The sequence below is a fragment of the Spirochaetales bacterium genome (assembly GCA_016930085.1).
Classification (GTDB): Bacteria; Spirochaetota; Spirochaetia; order SZUA-6; family JAFGRV01; genus JAFGHO01.
Map to the genome: position 1 here is coordinate 16,798 of JAFGHO010000027.1, position 15,124 is coordinate 31,921.

General features: G+C 49.5%; 15 protein-coding genes. 8 read left to right on the forward strand and 7 right to left on the reverse strand.

Translation table 11 applies throughout. The features are described 5' to 3' along the window. Positions 1-85: 85 nt before the first annotated feature. Positions 86-313, forward strand: a complete 228-nt coding sequence (gene rpmB, locus JW881_04880) for a 50S ribosomal protein L28 (protein ID MBN1696827.1) — start codon at positions 86-88, stop codon at positions 311-313. A 37-nt stretch (positions 314-350) separates the two neighbouring features. On the opposite strand, the gene JW881_04885 is transcribed toward rpmB, so the two are convergent. The 6 genes from JW881_04885 to JW881_04910 all read right to left on the reverse strand — a co-directional run bounded on the left by JW881_04885 (position 351) and on the right by JW881_04910 (position 5,976). Next, positions 351-1,049: a late competence development ComFB family protein gene (locus JW881_04885; protein ID MBN1696828.1), complete on the reverse strand. Its 699-nt coding sequence runs from the start codon at positions 1,047-1,049 to the stop codon at positions 351-353. Positions 1,050-1,052: 3 nt separating this feature from the next. Beyond that, positions 1,053-1,496 carry a hypothetical protein gene (locus JW881_04890; GenBank protein MBN1696829.1) on the reverse strand — a complete coding sequence of 148 codons (444 nt, stop codon included), beginning with the start codon at positions 1,494-1,496 and terminating at the stop codon, positions 1,053-1,055. 58 nt (positions 1,497-1,554) lie between these two features. Then, the gene (locus JW881_04895) at positions 1,555-2,331 is read right to left on the reverse strand and encodes an adenine nucleotide alpha hydrolase (protein MBN1696830.1); all 777 of its coding nucleotides are present in this window, start codon (positions 2,329-2,331) and stop codon (positions 1,555-1,557) included. Between the two features lie 28 nt (positions 2,332-2,359). Further along, a complete protein-coding gene (locus JW881_04900) occupies positions 2,360-3,640 on the reverse strand; it encodes an HD domain-containing protein (GenBank protein MBN1696831.1) in 1,281 nt (426 codons plus the stop codon). A gap of 48 nt (positions 3,641-3,688) precedes the next feature. Continuing rightward, positions 3,689-4,573 (reverse strand): ATP phosphoribosyltransferase, encoded by an 885-nt coding sequence (locus JW881_04905; GenBank protein MBN1696832.1) that lies wholly within the window; start codon positions 4,571-4,573, stop codon positions 3,689-3,691. A 122-nt stretch (positions 4,574-4,695) separates the two neighbouring features. Beyond that, the gene (locus tag JW881_04910; protein MBN1696833.1) at positions 4,696-5,976 is read right to left on the reverse strand and encodes a glucose-1-phosphate adenylyltransferase; all 1,281 of its coding nucleotides are present in this window, start codon (positions 5,974-5,976) and stop codon (positions 4,696-4,698) included. 136 nt (positions 5,977-6,112) lie between these two features. Between JW881_04910 and JW881_04915 the strand changes: the two genes are divergently transcribed. After that, on the forward strand, positions 6,113-8,407 hold the full coding sequence (locus tag JW881_04915; protein ID MBN1696834.1) for a DEAD/DEAH box helicase: 2,295 nt from the start codon (positions 6,113-6,115) through the stop codon (positions 8,405-8,407). Next, positions 8,400-9,548, forward strand: coding sequence for a ribonuclease H-like domain-containing protein (locus JW881_04920; protein MBN1696835.1), 1,149 nt, complete (start codon positions 8,400-8,402; stop codon positions 9,546-9,548). Before JW881_04915 ends, JW881_04920 begins: the two co-directional genes overlap by 8 nt. Before the next feature lie 34 nt (positions 9,549-9,582). Here the strand turns inward: JW881_04920 and JW881_04925 are convergent, their stop codons facing one another. Then, the gene (locus tag JW881_04925) at positions 9,583-10,419 is read right to left on the reverse strand and encodes a CPBP family intramembrane metalloprotease (protein ID MBN1696836.1); all 837 of its coding nucleotides are present in this window, start codon (positions 10,417-10,419) and stop codon (positions 9,583-9,585) included. A gap of 275 nt (positions 10,420-10,694) precedes the next feature. Here JW881_04925 and JW881_04930 point away from each other — a divergent pair, with 275 nt between their 5' ends. The 5 genes from JW881_04930 (at position 10,695) to JW881_04950 (ending at position 14,974) form a co-directional block, all read left to right on the forward strand. Then, positions 10,695-11,072 carry a hypothetical protein gene (locus tag JW881_04930; GenBank protein MBN1696837.1) on the forward strand — a complete coding sequence of 126 codons (378 nt, stop codon included), beginning with the start codon at positions 10,695-10,697 and terminating at the stop codon, positions 11,070-11,072. A gap of 392 nt (positions 11,073-11,464) precedes the next feature. Continuing rightward, on the forward strand, positions 11,465-12,589 hold the full coding sequence (locus JW881_04935; GenBank protein MBN1696838.1) for a PepSY-like domain-containing protein: 1,125 nt from the start codon (positions 11,465-11,467) through the stop codon (positions 12,587-12,589). A gap of 187 nt (positions 12,590-12,776) precedes the next feature. After that, positions 12,777-13,064 (forward strand): hypothetical protein, encoded by a 288-nt coding sequence (locus JW881_04940; GenBank protein MBN1696839.1) that lies wholly within the window; start codon positions 12,777-12,779, stop codon positions 13,062-13,064. Further along, positions 13,061-13,765: a hypothetical protein gene (locus JW881_04945; GenBank protein MBN1696840.1), complete on the forward strand. Its 705-nt coding sequence runs from the start codon at positions 13,061-13,063 to the stop codon at positions 13,763-13,765. The genes JW881_04940 and JW881_04945 overlap by 4 nt, the downstream gene beginning before the upstream one ends. Before the next feature lie 15 nt (positions 13,766-13,780). Further along, complete coding sequence (locus JW881_04950) at positions 13,781-14,974, forward strand: hypothetical protein (protein MBN1696841.1); 1,194 nt, start codon at positions 13,781-13,783, stop codon at positions 14,972-14,974. Positions 14,975-15,124 lie beyond the last annotated feature (150 nt).

A 15,124-nucleotide genomic window follows, 5' to 3' on the forward strand; every position in this document is an offset into this window, starting at 1 on the left:
AAATATATTGAAATCCCTTGACATTTTTCCGCTATTTCTCTATAGTGATGCAACAATTTTTTATCATGATTAAACTGGAGTTAATATGAGCAGAACATGCGAACTTTGCGGAAGAGGAACGACATCCGGACAAAACGTCCCGAGAAAAGGTCTCCCCAGAAAAAAAGGCGGGGGTGGTGTAAAAATCGGTGTAAGAACCAAGAGGATATTCAAAGTGAATCTCCATACTAAAGTGATTTCCACAGACGGCGTAAATAAAAAAGTAAGAATTTGCACACGGTGCTTGCGTACCATGCAAAAAGAGCAGGTATAACGGCATCCCGCACATGGACCCCGGTCTTCGCGATCGGCTATTCCCGTGGAACACAATACAAGATTTTGAGATCGAAGAGATTGTTGTAATTGTAATAATCGGAAAAGACATTTTCCGATACGACGGCTATCTTGAAATAATGCCGCAGCGTTTCATACGTATCCGTATCGACGACGAGTTCGAATTCAAACTCACGTTTTTCTCCCGGCTTTGAAGCCTTTTCAGGATAGGGGAAAAACGCGAAAATTCCCGGTGTCACCTGAGATACATCGCAGGGATTTTGCCAGTTTGGATTAATCATCTTCGCAGGTTCGTCGAATGAATAAAGGGAGACGGCAAGATCGCTTAAAGGACTGAATGTGACACTGTGAAGGAGTTTTCCCATAATCGTGGGAAAATTGAAAAAACATCCTTCCGTTTTTTCACTTTTTATCTGGGCACTGTCATGAGGAAAATGCGGGCGTTTTGCCAGGATGATTCTTTCGATACCTTTGTGGACAAGCGCGACGATATCCGCGCGCCGCTGAAGATTATCGAGGTAGTTCATTTTAAAATGGGCCGCGCCTCTGCTGGAATAGATATAGACAGGTTCTATTCTGTTGAGTACATAGCAGATGACATCATTGAAACATTGAGTACATGTGCAGAAGTTGGCTTTTTTGAGGTTTTTTTCATCGATAAAGATTTCTTTTGCGATGTCTTCGACGATGTCCTCGACAATATTATGTATTTCCATACCTTATTCACCTCTCCTGTTAAATATATCAATATCGAGGAGCCGGGTTAAATCATTAATACACATAAAAAAATCTTTAAGGGTATCATTCAGGGAATGATATGAAAGGCCGCTGTAGTATATTTTCGTGTACACAGAATAATAGAAATTTTCTTCATCCTTGGTGACATGAGAATAACAACCGTAATTGTAACCGAGGGTAAACATCTCTTCGATTCTCGATCGAAGAAAGCTGAATAATGTATGCGAAAAAGAGAAGGTATATGCTATTTCTAGAAACCGGTTGCTCGAGTCGATATATAATCCGCCGAGAAACCGGTTCTTTTTTTTGAATTCACAGGTAAACATATCATCCGTATAATCCTCATCCACGAGCGTGTACCCGAGTTCCAGAAACAGCACCTTGACACGCCGGATTCTCTCTTCCAATATTTTCTGTTTTTTCATCTATTACCTCAGATACTATCACTTACCGCAGGTTTGTCAATGGCTTTTTGGAGAAAAATCATGATGAAGGGGCCGTCCTGTTATCTCGGTTCGGATATTCTGTGGGGAAATAGTCATGGTTGATGTGCCAGGGGATTCTGAAAATGTTGTCACGGACCTTTTTATTAATATGCGATAATGTACGGATGGTTTCCTTTAGTACACGGCGTTGACTCGATTCGCAATGGGGACATTGCAAGGGGAATACGGGGAAATCGAGTTCTTTAGAAATACTTTTAATTTCACGTTCGTATACTTCGTACATGGGCCGTATTATCGATATTTTGCCGTCGAAAAAACGCTGTACCGGCATAATCGTTGCAAGCTCTCCCCTGAAAAAGATATTGAGGAGTGTCGTTTCGATTACGTCATCAAGATGGTGGCCCAGTGCGATTTTTGTAATACCGGATTTCCGGGCTTCGGTGAAAAGAATTCGTTTCCGGTTTCGCGAGCATATGTAACAATTGAAATCATCATCGAAAGACGGATGAATCATAGTTGCGCCGACAATCGAATAGGGTATTTGCAGGGATTCGAAAAAACCTATCAGTTTCTCCTTCTGTTCCCCGTTCATGGGGCATTCCTTCCACTCGATCTGGACCGCGACCAGCTCATACCGGATCGGGACCCATGCTTTTCGTTCGGCAAGGGCGAGCGAGAGGGCAAGCGAATCCTTTCCGCCGGAAACACCGATCAGAATTTTATCCCCTTCACGGATCATGTCGTACCGATGGATCGCCCTTCCCACATGTTTCGCGAACAATTTCATCCGTTTCGTTTTTCTTTGTTCAGGCACCCTTTTCATCCTTTTTCAATCGAGACTATCACCCCGCGAGCAGCGCGGCAATATCGATCTTGTGTATCGATTCGAGTATTTCTTCCCTGCGCGCGACGGAAACAGTGACAAACCTCAAGGTGCCGGCGATCGTTCCCACCACCGTATCGGAAAAAACACTCCCGGATTCCCTGAAAGTGATGTTGCCGTCTCCGTTATTGTGGAGAAGGGGCACATCTATTTCAAAGGTGATATGTTCGGGAATATCGATAACGATGTCCTCGGTCCCGGTCGGGTGGCCGGAGATTTTCCCGATTTCCCTTGCAATACGCGTCTCTGCGGCGAGTCGTTCGGTCAGGTTCTCGAGACGGCGGTACGCTGAATGCCCGGATGAGATTTCGGATATATACACTTGTTTGTAGAGACGCCTTGAAAGCACGTCGGAGAGAAGTCTGAACGGTCTGAAACCGGTCGTATCGGCCATGGTAAAAAAGGTTTGGTCATTCAAACCGTACAGATCGTCTGCGGTAATAATGCGGTCGTTGAGTCCCATAAGCACCGCTTTTTTAATCATGGAAGTGGCGATTCGAACGGTTTTATGCCAGTAGACGGTTTTGTACATGATATATTTCGCAAAAAGAATACTTTCGACCGAGGTCAGCCCGCGTCCGGTAATCGCGATTCCTTTTTGCGGAACAGGGTGGATATCACTCAAAATATGATCGACGTCCTGCTGGCCGTAGGGGATCCCGCAATAATAGGCGTCCCTGTTGAGGTAATCGAGTTTGTCCGGATCGAGCACCCCGGAAAGAAGATTGCGGTAAAAGGTGACATCACCGTCTCCCCCGTATTCGAGTTCCCTGTCGATAATCGCGGCGACAAGAAGCGGGTCCGTATGGAGTGTACGCGAGATTTTTTTGGAAAGTCCGCTTTCGAGAATAATATCCGCCGTAAGCGATTCGTGTGTTTTTACTTCGAGGTCTTTCAGGGAATGCGCGAACGGGTAGTGGCCGAGATCGTGGAGGAGTGCCGCACAGAGAAAAGCCCTCACTCCTTCCGGGCTCAGGGTAAACGAGGGTTTCCGCTTTACCAGCTGACGGATCATCCGGTAGGCAATGTGGAAAACACCGAGACTGTGACTGAACCTCGTGTGGGTCGCGCCCGGATAAACAAGGTAGGTGGGACCGAGTTGTTTGATCCGATTGAGGTTTTGAAAGGCCTCATGTGCGATGATATCCATCAACGCCGGCGAGAGATAGATATGCTTCCAGACGGGGTCCCGGATCGGAAGCGTGTATTCGTCTTCCAGGTTTTTTGCGATAGCGTCCATGTCACCCAGGAGAACCTACTCCTTTCCCTGCCGTCTCCGTCACTGCCCTTAGTCTTTCGATACGATCTTGTTCAGGGAATATTCGATAATACCGTCGGCACCTGCCGCGATCAGTTTCGGTATTATCTCCCTTACGACGGTTTCATGAACGACCGATTCGACGGAAAACCAGTCCGAATTGTAGAGGGACGCGACGGTCGGGGCATTGAGGCTGGGAAGAATACCCACAACCTCGTCGATTTTGAATTTAGGAACATTCATCTTGATGCCCACCATATTTTCCGCCTGGAGGGCCCCCCTCAACAGCATAGCGATCTGATTTATTTTTTTGCGTTTCCAGGAATCTTTCATGCTTTCGTGATTTGCGACCAGCTTGGTGTTGGTCTCGAGGAGGGTATGAATGATTTTAAGGCCGTGGGCGCGAATCGTGCTTCCCGTTTCAGTCACCTCGACGATCGCATCGACGAGTCCTTCAACCACTTTCGCTTCCGTCGCGCCCCAGGAAAACTCGACCGTGACCGGGATATTTCTTTCCCTGAAATAACCTTTTGTAAAATTGACGAGTTCGGTTGAAATCGTCTTCCCCGCGCAATCCTCGATCCGATCGATATCTGTCGACTCCGGCACGGCAAGCACCCAACGGGCCTTGTTGGTCGATACTTTCGAGTAAACGAGGTCGGTGATAATCTCGACGTCGGAATTATTCTCCAGAATCCAGTCGAGCCCGGTGAGTCCGATATCGAGGACTCCCGTTTCGACATACCGGGCCATCTCCTGTGCCCGCACGAGAGCGCATTTTATTTCCTTATCGTCGATGGAAGGAAAATAATTCCTCGAAGAACACGTGATTTTCCATCCCGCGTGCATGAACAATTCAATGGTCGATTCCTGAAGGCTTCCTTTCGGGATTCCGATTTTTAAAAAATTACTCATTGATTCACTCCATATTATCATCTTGGTCAAGTGCCGAATCTTTTCATCATCGGGGGTTTTCATCATATCACAGGTGGGGAAAAAAAGCTACGGGATGAAGGTCATTTTTTTTAACCGTCTTTTCAGATGACCGTTCCCGAAGGAATAATGGCGTTTTTGGGAATAACGATAATCCCGTCTTTCACATAGTAGTCGCCGAAATCACCGTCTTCCCGTGAAAAATTATCGATCCCGATTCTGCAGATTTCACCGATCCGCGCGTTTTTGTCGATAATCGCTTTTTTTACGATCGACCCCCTCCCGATTCCGATATCGGGAATTCCGTTTTTCTTGTTGATCTTTTTCTGATCGAGTGTTTCGTAATAATCGGCGCCCATGCAGACGGTGCTGTCGAGATGCGCCCCCGATTCGATCACCGTCCGTATGCCGACGATCGAGTTCATGATTGTCGCGTTGGTGATAATGCAGCCGTCGGCGGTCAGCGACTGGCTGATCGTGCAGAAGTTGATTTTGGAAGCGGGGAGGTCGCGGCGCCGGGTGTAAATGGGTTTCTGTTCGTTATAGAAATTGAAATTCGGCTTTATCGAGGCGAGGTTGATATTCGCTTCGAAAAAGGATTTGATCGATCCGATATCCACCCAGTAATCATTGAAGATATATGAAAATACTTTCATCTTGCCGATACAGTAGGGGATGAGTTCCTTGCCGAAATCCGTCATTGAATTGTCGAGCGCCTTTTCTAATACGCCGGCATTGAAGAGATAAATACCCATGGAGGCGAGGTACTCCCTGCCCCCTTCCCGTGAGATCGTTTTGAACTCCTCGCTGTCGGGTATTTTCAGATATTCGATATCGCGTTCGAGTGGCGGTTTTTCACAGAACTCCGTAATGCGTCCCGTTTTCTCCGCCTTGAGGATCCCGAGGGATACCGCGCTCGCCCTGTCGACCGGATGAGCGGCGATGGAAATTTCGGCATTGATTTCGATATGGTGCTGGAGAAAGCGGGCAAGGTCCATCCGGTAAAGCTGGTCCCCGGAAAGGATGAGATAATAATCGGGGGAATGGTCGTGCAGATGGAGGATGTTCTGGCGAACCGCGTCCGCCGTTCCCTGGTACCACGACGAATGTTCGTAGGTCTGTTCGGCGGCAAGGATTTCGACGAATCCCCTGCTGAAGCTGTCGAAAATATATGTCTGGGCGATATGGTTGTGCAGCGAGGAGGAATTGAACTGCGTAATGATATAGATATTCTTGAAGCCCGAGTTGATGCAATTCGAAATAGGAATATCGACCAGTCTGTATTTACCGCCGAACGGAACTGCCGGTTTGGCGCGAAGTTTGGTAAGGGGATATAACCGTGTTCCCTTGCCGCCGCTCAGAATAAGACATACCACATCTGCCACTTCAACTTTCCTCCATGTCTATTGTAAATGATAACGATAATCAAGTCAATAAAGGCGTATGAATATATTGTCACGGGGCCGGAATAGTGGTACATTAAAGTGCCAGTCGCAAGAAAAGCCGGAGACCGCGGACGTTATGCTCGAAAAGATCATTGAGGAATTAAAAAATGACAGACAATTCTCATCCAATGTCGCCCACTGGGAAACGATACGTCCGCGTTCCGGGAAATTTTCCCCGATTCCGGATCGCATCGACCCGCGTATCAGAGAATCGCTTGAAAGGCACGGTATCACCCGGTTGTATACCCACCAGGCGGATTGTTACCGTGAGGTGAAAAACGGTTCGAATGTCGTTGTCGTCACACCGACGGCGAGCGGAAAGACACTCTGCTACAACCTTCCCGTTCTCCAGACCCTTCTCGAATCGCCCGAATCCAGGGCGCTGTATCTCTTCCCGACAAAGGCGCTTTCGCAGGATCAGCAGTCGGAATTGAACGATATGGTGGGAAACGGCGTCATTCCGGTACGTGTCTTCACCTACGACGGCGATACCCCCTCCTCGATACGGATTTCGGCGCGGGAGGAGGGAAGAATCGTCATCACCAATCCCGATATGCTGCATACGGGAATCCTCCCCAATCATCCGAAATGGATCAAGTTCCTCAGATCGATACGGTTTATCGTGATCGATGAAATTCATATCTATCGCGGGGTATTCGGCAGCCACGTCACCAATGTGATACGAAGGCTGAAACGGATTTTATCGTTTTACGGTTCGCACCCTCGCTTTATCTGCTGTTCGGCAACGATCGGGAATCCCCGCCAGCTCGCCGAGAAAATCATCGAGGAACAGGCCGTCCTCGTCGACGATAACGGCTCTCCCTCGGGGGAACGCCACTTCGTCATCTACAACCCCCCGCTCGTCGATCCCGTTCAGGGAATCCGGCGGGGGGTGGTCCTCGAGTCGCAGCGTATCGCCTCGAAGCTTTTGAAGGCGGGGGTAAAGACGATCGTCTTCGCCCGTTCGAGGGTCAGAACGGAACTTATCGCCTCCTATATAAAGGACGCCCTTTCCAGTTATTATACCGGCGATCACGGGATACGGATCGCCTCGTACCGCGGGGGTTACCTTCCGAACGAACGGCGGATGATCGAAAGGGGACTGCGTGAGGGAACGATCAATGGCGTGGTTTCGACGAACGCGCTCGAACTCGGTATCGATATCGGGGGGCTCGACGCCTCGGTGCTGGCCGGATTTCCCGGAAGCATTGCATCTTCCTGGCAGCAGGCCGGCCGGGCGGGAAGACGGACGGCCCTTTCCCTCTCGATTCTCGTCGCCTCCGCCTCCCCGATCGACCAGTATCTGGTCAACCACCCCGCTTATTTTTTCGGCAGATCGCCAGAATCCGGCTTGATCGACCCCGACAATCTTTTCATTCTCATGGATCAACTCAAATGCGCCTTGTTTGAACTACCCTTTGATTCACAACGTTTTGTCTCGACGGATGTCGGGGAACTCCTTTCTTTTCTCGAGGAAGAAGGGGTGATCAGGGCGACCGGCGGAAAGTACTACTGGGCAAACAGGACATATCCGGCGGAAAATGTCTCGCTTCGTTCATCGACACAGGGGAACGTGGTGATAATCGATGAGACCGGCGGGAAAAACATCGTAATCGGTGAAATGGACGTGCCGTCGGCAAAGATGCTGATTCACGATCACGCGGTGTACATCCACCTCGGAAATCAGTATATGGTCGTCAAACTCGATCTGGAAAACCTCAAATGCTATGTCGAGGAATCGAAGGTCAATTATTACACGGATTCGATCGTCAAGACCGATATCAAGGTCCTCCATTGTGACAGGGAGGAGGATCGATACAATATCAGGTTCGTTATCGGGGATATACTGGTCCGGACACAGGTAACGAAATTCAAAAAACTGAAGTTCAAAACCCACGAGAATATCGGCTACGGCGAGATAAATCTGGCAGCGGAAGAAATGCACACGCGAAGCGTGGTCCTGCTTTTTTCCTTCCCGAACGGGAAGGCCAGCCGGTTCACTCGCCTCGATGAAGGGCATAAGGCAAAAGTCATGCAGCGGCTCGGTTATCTTGTGAAACATGTGGCGCCCGTGTTTCTGCTTTGCGATCCGTCCGATATCGGTATTGCCGAACGCGTCCGCGATCCCTTTTTCAACACCCCGGCACTCTATGTGTATGACATGTACGCGGGCGGGACCGGTCTTTCCGAAGGGTTTCTCCTCAATGCGGGAAAAATCCTGACCGGAACACGGGAACTCATGACCTCATGCGGATGCGCCCGCGGCTGCCCTTCCTGTATAGGACCGGTAGAGGGAGATGAACAGGAGGACGATCTGAAAACCCTCGTCGCCTCGCTTATGGATGATGTAGGGACGCCGTCCGATGAATGATCCGATATCGTCATTGAGGGAGAAGCTCCGCTTTATCGAATCCGGAAGGGTGCGTCCTGGGGAAAAAAAGCAAATCGGACAAAAAAAGCCGGTCATATCCCTGCCCCCGGAATGGAAGAAGGAGGGTGAGTTTGTCTATCAGGCGGTTACGCGCAAAAAGAATCCGTTTCATTTTTCCGATCTGTCGTCATTTGATTTCATACCGGCGGGAACAAGGCCGGAAGACCTCCTTTTCTTCGATGTCGAGACGACCGGGCTGTCGGGCGGCGCCGGCAATATCTTTTTTCTGATCGGACTCGGCAGGGTGGAAGGTGAGGAGTTCGTCATACGGCAGATATTTCTCTCCGATTTTCCCGGCGAACCCGAATACCTCGGGGCGGTCGCACGCCTCCTTCCGCCCGAATGTCTTTACGTTTCGTACAACGGCAAAGGGTTCGATTCGCACCTCATACGGAGCAGGTATCTTTTTCACGGGATGACTGTTGCGATCGAACGGCAGCTCGATCTTCTCTATCTTTCGAGGAGATTCTGGAAACGCCGTATCGGAAGCTGTTCTCTCTGCGATATGGAAGAAAAGGTGCTTTTATTCAGTCGGATAAACGATGTCGGCGGTTACGAGATACCCGATATATATTTCGATTTTCTCTCGACGGGAGAGACTGAAGGAATCAACCGTATTTTTTCGCACAATCTCCAGGACATTCATTCACTGGCGCTTCTCCTGAATCGTATCCTTTCCGTTTCATCCGGCTCGAATGCAGTCGATCCGGATACGATCGATATGGGCGCGTTGGGGGAATTCCTCCTTCTGAACGACAACCCCGAGGGGATTGCGGTGCTCAGACGGGCGTTTACAGCAGGCGATCGCAGGGCGGGAAAAACACTCAGTCTCTACCTGAAAAGGAAATGTCTGTGGGAGGAGGCGGCGGCGATCTGGCGCGTCATGGCGGAAGCTGAAAAAAGCCTTTTTGCCGCCATCGAGCTTGCCAAGTTATACGAACATCGAAAGAGGGACTACGATGAGGCCCTTTTCTGGGTCGATTTCGCGTTCGCCCTGAATCCGCCCTTCGGCCTGGAGACTCGAGGCGGTCTGATCAAGCGGAAAAAACGCATCGAAGAGAAAAAACGAAAACGGCAGTAATGTCACCGGCTCCGGTGCCTCCGACGTATCTTTTTCAGATAAACCCGAAAAGCGGCCATATGACATGCAGGACGAGGTCCGCGCTGAAATGGGAGACAATCGATGATTCAAGGCCGTATGTCCAGTAGAACCAGCCGCACACGACACCGATGATCCCGTTGAGGACGATCGCGCGGGTAATGACGAGCGCATTCAACGGCAATCCCGCCGCCGCCGTGGCGGGGAGATGCCCCAGACCAAATAAAACGGCGGCAAGGATGTTCGCGATCCAGAGTGCCGCCATACCGGGACGGCCTTCGTGGGTATGGTCGATAAATCGGATAATCCATGCAAAAAAGGAAAGCAAAAAAAGACGAAGCAGGATTTCCTCCGTAATCCCGCCGTAAAACGAGGCGAGGAATCCGGCCCATACGGGGGGCGAGGCAAGCGGGGAGGAGGGATCCTTGATTCCCGTTTGTGTAAGGAGCGGCGCAAGGTGCGGCGTGAAGACAACGGCGTCGATAAAGAGGAGTAAGATCGCCGATACGATGCCGGCAATAACGGCGGGAAGGATGAATCGACGGAGAATATCGTAATCGGCTTTTCCCGTGAGAATACTTTCCATAAAGGGGAGTCCCATACCTATCCGGCCCGCGATCAGGAGACCGACGGCCGCAAGTATCCCGTACAGTATCGTGTTTCCGAGCCACTGGAGCGGTATGAGTGCGATTAACGGTAACGGAAGACGTTCCTGCGAAGACGTTTCCGTTTGCAGCGAGAGGGAATAAGGGGTTACCATTATATTAGTGATAAAGATCGCGATAACGAGGATAAGTAAAAGCTTCCAGTTATAAGGCTTTCGATTTCCTTGATTCGGGCTGTTGTCTTCCATAACCACCTCCCTGCCTGTTATTATGCTCGAGTGATGACGATATCATATCAATTGCCGTGTTTTTATTCAATGCTATCGAAATCGATGAGGGTATTATATTGTGATATGGCAATGATGAAAAAAGGCCGGCAGCCTGCCGTATAATCGGAAAAAGCGGGGAATGCCTTGGCCGGAAACATTCCCGTAAAGCGGCCGGTTTTCTCCTTTATTTATACTTGATTGATACGAACGCGTGGTATATGCTTTATAACGTCGATGAGGAGAAGGAGAGTGTCATGAACATAAAGACGATAACGCCTGTTTTTCTGATATTGCTTTCATTGCTTGCATTCTGCTGCGGTGTCTCGGGTCCGGCCGGGATATATATCAGCCACCTCGATAACGTGATGACGCTTTTTGAAAAGAATCCGGAGGATGCGGTTGCGGCGGGAGATGCGGTCTACCGGTATGTGGAAGAGAACAAAAAATCGATCGAAGAGGCGATAGCGGCGCTCCGGAAGCTTGATACGCAGGAGACGGCGGCGGTGGCGGCACCGGTGATAAAGAAGATAAACGAAGTCATCAATTATATAAAACAGGCTTCTTCCGAAACGTATCCCCTGGGTAACAGTCAAAAGCTGATAAATGCCCTGCTTGCATTGAAAGTAATCTGAATAAAGCGAACGCGGGAGCTGCAGTCTCGTAACAAACGTGTCGTCGGGCGACACGCGGGGCCGTTATACGGCGACCGGTTTCCGATCGCCGTCGATGAGGTGACGCCGCCGGATATAACTGCCGGACTCCCGTATGTTCCCCGGCTTGCCGCAACTATCGATTTCAAGTATCATAGATAAATAAAAAAAATATAAAAGAGGTGATTGTCATGGAACGTGGAAAAGATACACTGTTCTGGTATATTATGATCAAAGCCGTTTTTTCAGGTGTTTTTGTGCTTTTCCTCGGCTGCACGTGCAGTTCATAGAACAACCTGATTATCGATCATGTCAATAAGAAATATCCGGGCGCCCGCATACTCGAAATAGAAGAGGAGAACAGCGGTTTCGAAGTGGAGTTTCTCTATGAAGGCCGCCAGCATGAAGCGGATTACGATCGGGAAGGAAACTGGATGGCGACTGAGACGGAAATCTCCTATACCGAACTGCCCGAAAGCATTATCGAACATATACAGGAAGCGTATCACGAGTGGGAAATCGACGATGTCGAGATCGTCAAAAAAAGCGGGGCCAAAAAATACTATGAAATAGAACTGGTGCAAGACGAAAAGGAAATGATTCTGTTCTATACGATGAAAGGGGTTCTGGAAAAAACGGAAACGATCGTAAGAACGGTAACGGTTGTCCGGTCCGATTCGATTCCGGAGGATGTGTACCGCGAAGAAGACTCGGCGCACGCCGGCTACGCCTTGACCCGTCCTGATGTGACCATGGAGATGCCGGTCGAACTGCTCGAGATATCCGGTGTGGAAATTATCGATGACGCTACAATCGCCTGCGTCCAGGATGAAAAAGGCATCGTCTATCTGTATGATACGATCGAGAAACGTATTTCACGGACGATCCATTTCGGAAATATCGGGGATTATGAAGACATCGCATACGACGGCGGTAATCTTTATGTCTTAAGAAGCGATGCGAGGCTGTACACGATCGGTAATTTCCTGACGGACAATCTTTCGGTCGGGACGCAGCACTTCGTCATCGGCTGCCTCAACAACGAAGGCCTCTTCCATGGCGCCGGCGGCCGTCTGATTATCGCCTCCAAATCGCGCCTGGTAAAAGACAGTAATGCGGATAACCGCTACCTGTTCGTATTTGAAAAAACCGGCGGCGGGTTCGGGGAAAAACAAAGGATAAAACTCGATCCGGACGCCATACGGGAGAAACTACCCGCGGGAATAAAAAAAATAAAGTTCAACCCCAGTGCCGTGGCAATACATCCTTTGACCGGAGAACTTTATGTTCTGTCCGCGAACGACCGTCTTTTAGTCGTCTGTGACGAAGACGGGGGGATCGTATCGGCAACCGTCCTCGACCCGAAACTCTATTTCCAGCCTGAGGGGCTCGCTTTTTTCAGGAACGGCGACATGTTGATATCAAACGAGGGGAAGAAAAAAACGAACAATCCGCCTGGAAATATCCTCTTGTTCCGTTATAGCGGAGGGGAAGAATAATCCTTTCCCGGGCGTGGCGGTATCAGTCATCCGGGGTCGGGAGAAAATGCCGTAATTTATTACTTGTCATTGCCTCCATTATCTTCTATTATCTTATAGTAGCGGGATCATGTCGCGCAGGGGGTACCTCCGCGATGCCTGCGCGTATCGTTTCGGGGGTACATGAACGTGAAAAGGGAAGCGTGAAATGAATTATTCTGTCATTCTCAAAATTCTTTCGTCGTGGGAGGTTATTGTCGCAATTGTTTGTGTTATTATCATTCTTCCGATCGCCTTTTTTCTGGCTTCACTCGACAAGAAACCGGTGAAGGTAAAAAAGAAGACGATGAAAACCCCGGATAAAAAGACCGGTAATAAGGAACAACGGAAGGAACGGGAGACTGTCCGGAATACCGCATCCAGGCGGGATAGTTCGACAGGTAAAAGAGAGATTGAAGAAGTCGATGAAGATGAAAATGAGGAGGAAGAGAGATGAGTCAGAGAAAAACCGTTGCGCCCGGTAACGGCGTCGTTATACGGTGGATGGGCGGAAAAAAAATACACAGCCGGGGGATTGAGGTTTTTTCCCGGCTCAATGTGGCAATTCTTGTGGTTTTGGTTTGTATATTAGCCTCCTGTGTCGGGATTCAGAGTGATATTACGTTCAAAAAGGACGGGTCCGGGACTATCTCGCTTACCTATCATTTCTCGAAATCGTTCGGCGAGTTCGGGAAAATAGGCGAGGAAGAAAAACCGCTTCCGTTTCCGGTCCACAAGGAGGACTTTCTCGAGGTCACCGACAATGTCGACGGCCTTCTCCTCCAATCATATGAGAGATCGGAAAGCGGTAATATGATCGTCATCAAGGCGGTTGTATCATTCGCCTCCTCCCGGCTTCTCACCCGCCTCGAACGTAACGGGGAAGCGTCCATGACGGTCGATGTGAAAGGCGATGCGACACTTTTCAGGCAGGAACTGCCCGTCCCGGCGGAAACCGATATTTCCGCCGATACGTTATCCATGATCGAAACATATTTTGCGGATTACTCGTTTGTCTATATCGTCAATACGCCGAAACCAATCAATTCCTATAATGTGGGGGGGGTGTCGAAAAACAGGCAGACCTTTACCTACGAAACCACGATGGCCGAATTGCTTACGAACAAAGAGCGTGCGGTCATCGAACTGCAATGGTAGCAAGGGGGATTTTCCATGAAACATGCTTTTATGCTATTTATCATGACATGCTGTCTGTTGGCGTCCGGATGTGTTTCAACGGATACATCTAAAACGGAAAGCGATACCCGGGATACGCAAGCCGGTACCGATACCGCCTCGACAGGAGAAAAAGACGTCCAGCGGCTTTCAAAAATGCAGGATTATCTCGATAATGGACTCGATAAAATCAATTACGGTTCATACGCGGAAGGGATGAAACAGCTTGTCCTTGTTCTCGCTGAAAAACATCTGATGAAAAGCCCCCCGGCGGAAGCGACGGAACTCGCCGTGGAAGCAGAACAGAAACTCAAGGAACTCGAGGCAGCGCTTTCTCTGGAAGTGGATCCTTCATGGCTCGATGTAAATCTCAACCAGGTAAGCGGGAGTTCGGTGGATATCAAGCGGCAGCCGTCGGTACTTCTCACCATCGATACGGGGTTGGGCAGGTCGCTTATCGCAAACGCGCCGATCGCGTTTTCCTTTATAAAAGGTTCGGGGATTTTAAGCGCCTCGGTCGTCAATACGAACGATTACGGACAGGCAAATGTCGTCGTTTCCCGATTCGATAATGCGAATTCTGAAAATATCATCCGGGCGCAGCTTTTTTTCAGGGAACACGATTATCTGTATACGTTTGAAGGCGTCGTCCGCAACTTTATTTATACCCCGCCGGCGCGCAAGGCCGTCATTTTCGTCATGGAACGTTCCGATCTCGGTATTTCCGACGACCCGAAGATTTTCGAAGTGGTCTACGATAAACTCAAGGATGTCGCGTTTGATTTTTCGCTGTATAACGCGAGCCTCGCCGAGAACACCTTCAACAGTGTATATAACGGAGACAAGAAGGCGATCGGGCGGCTCGGTCTCGAAGAGGATGTCTCCTATATTGTCGCGGTATTGAACGATTGTTACCGGATCGCGCAACAGGAATATAAGGGTAAAAAGCTGAACGCCTTCGTCTCCGAAGCGCGGGCGACAATCCGTATCATCAGGGTATCGGACGGGAAAACCCTGTACAATAAAACGGTAAAGCGGGAAAAGGCGGATAATACGCACGGTCAGGGCGGAACGATGGAAAAGGCCGCGCTTCATGCACTCTCGCTTACCACAGATGCGATGGAGCAGATGCTTAGCGTTGAAATCGATGAAATCAATAGCATTCTGATGGGGGCCGAAAAGAAGGAATAAGTCGTCACGCCGGCATCCTGTTTCCGGAAAACGGCACTGTATCGGGTTTTTTAAAAAACCAGCAGCGTTCATAGAACGACACGTTCATAGAACGACACGTTCATAGAACGACACGTTCATAGAACGACACGTTCATAGAACGACACGTTC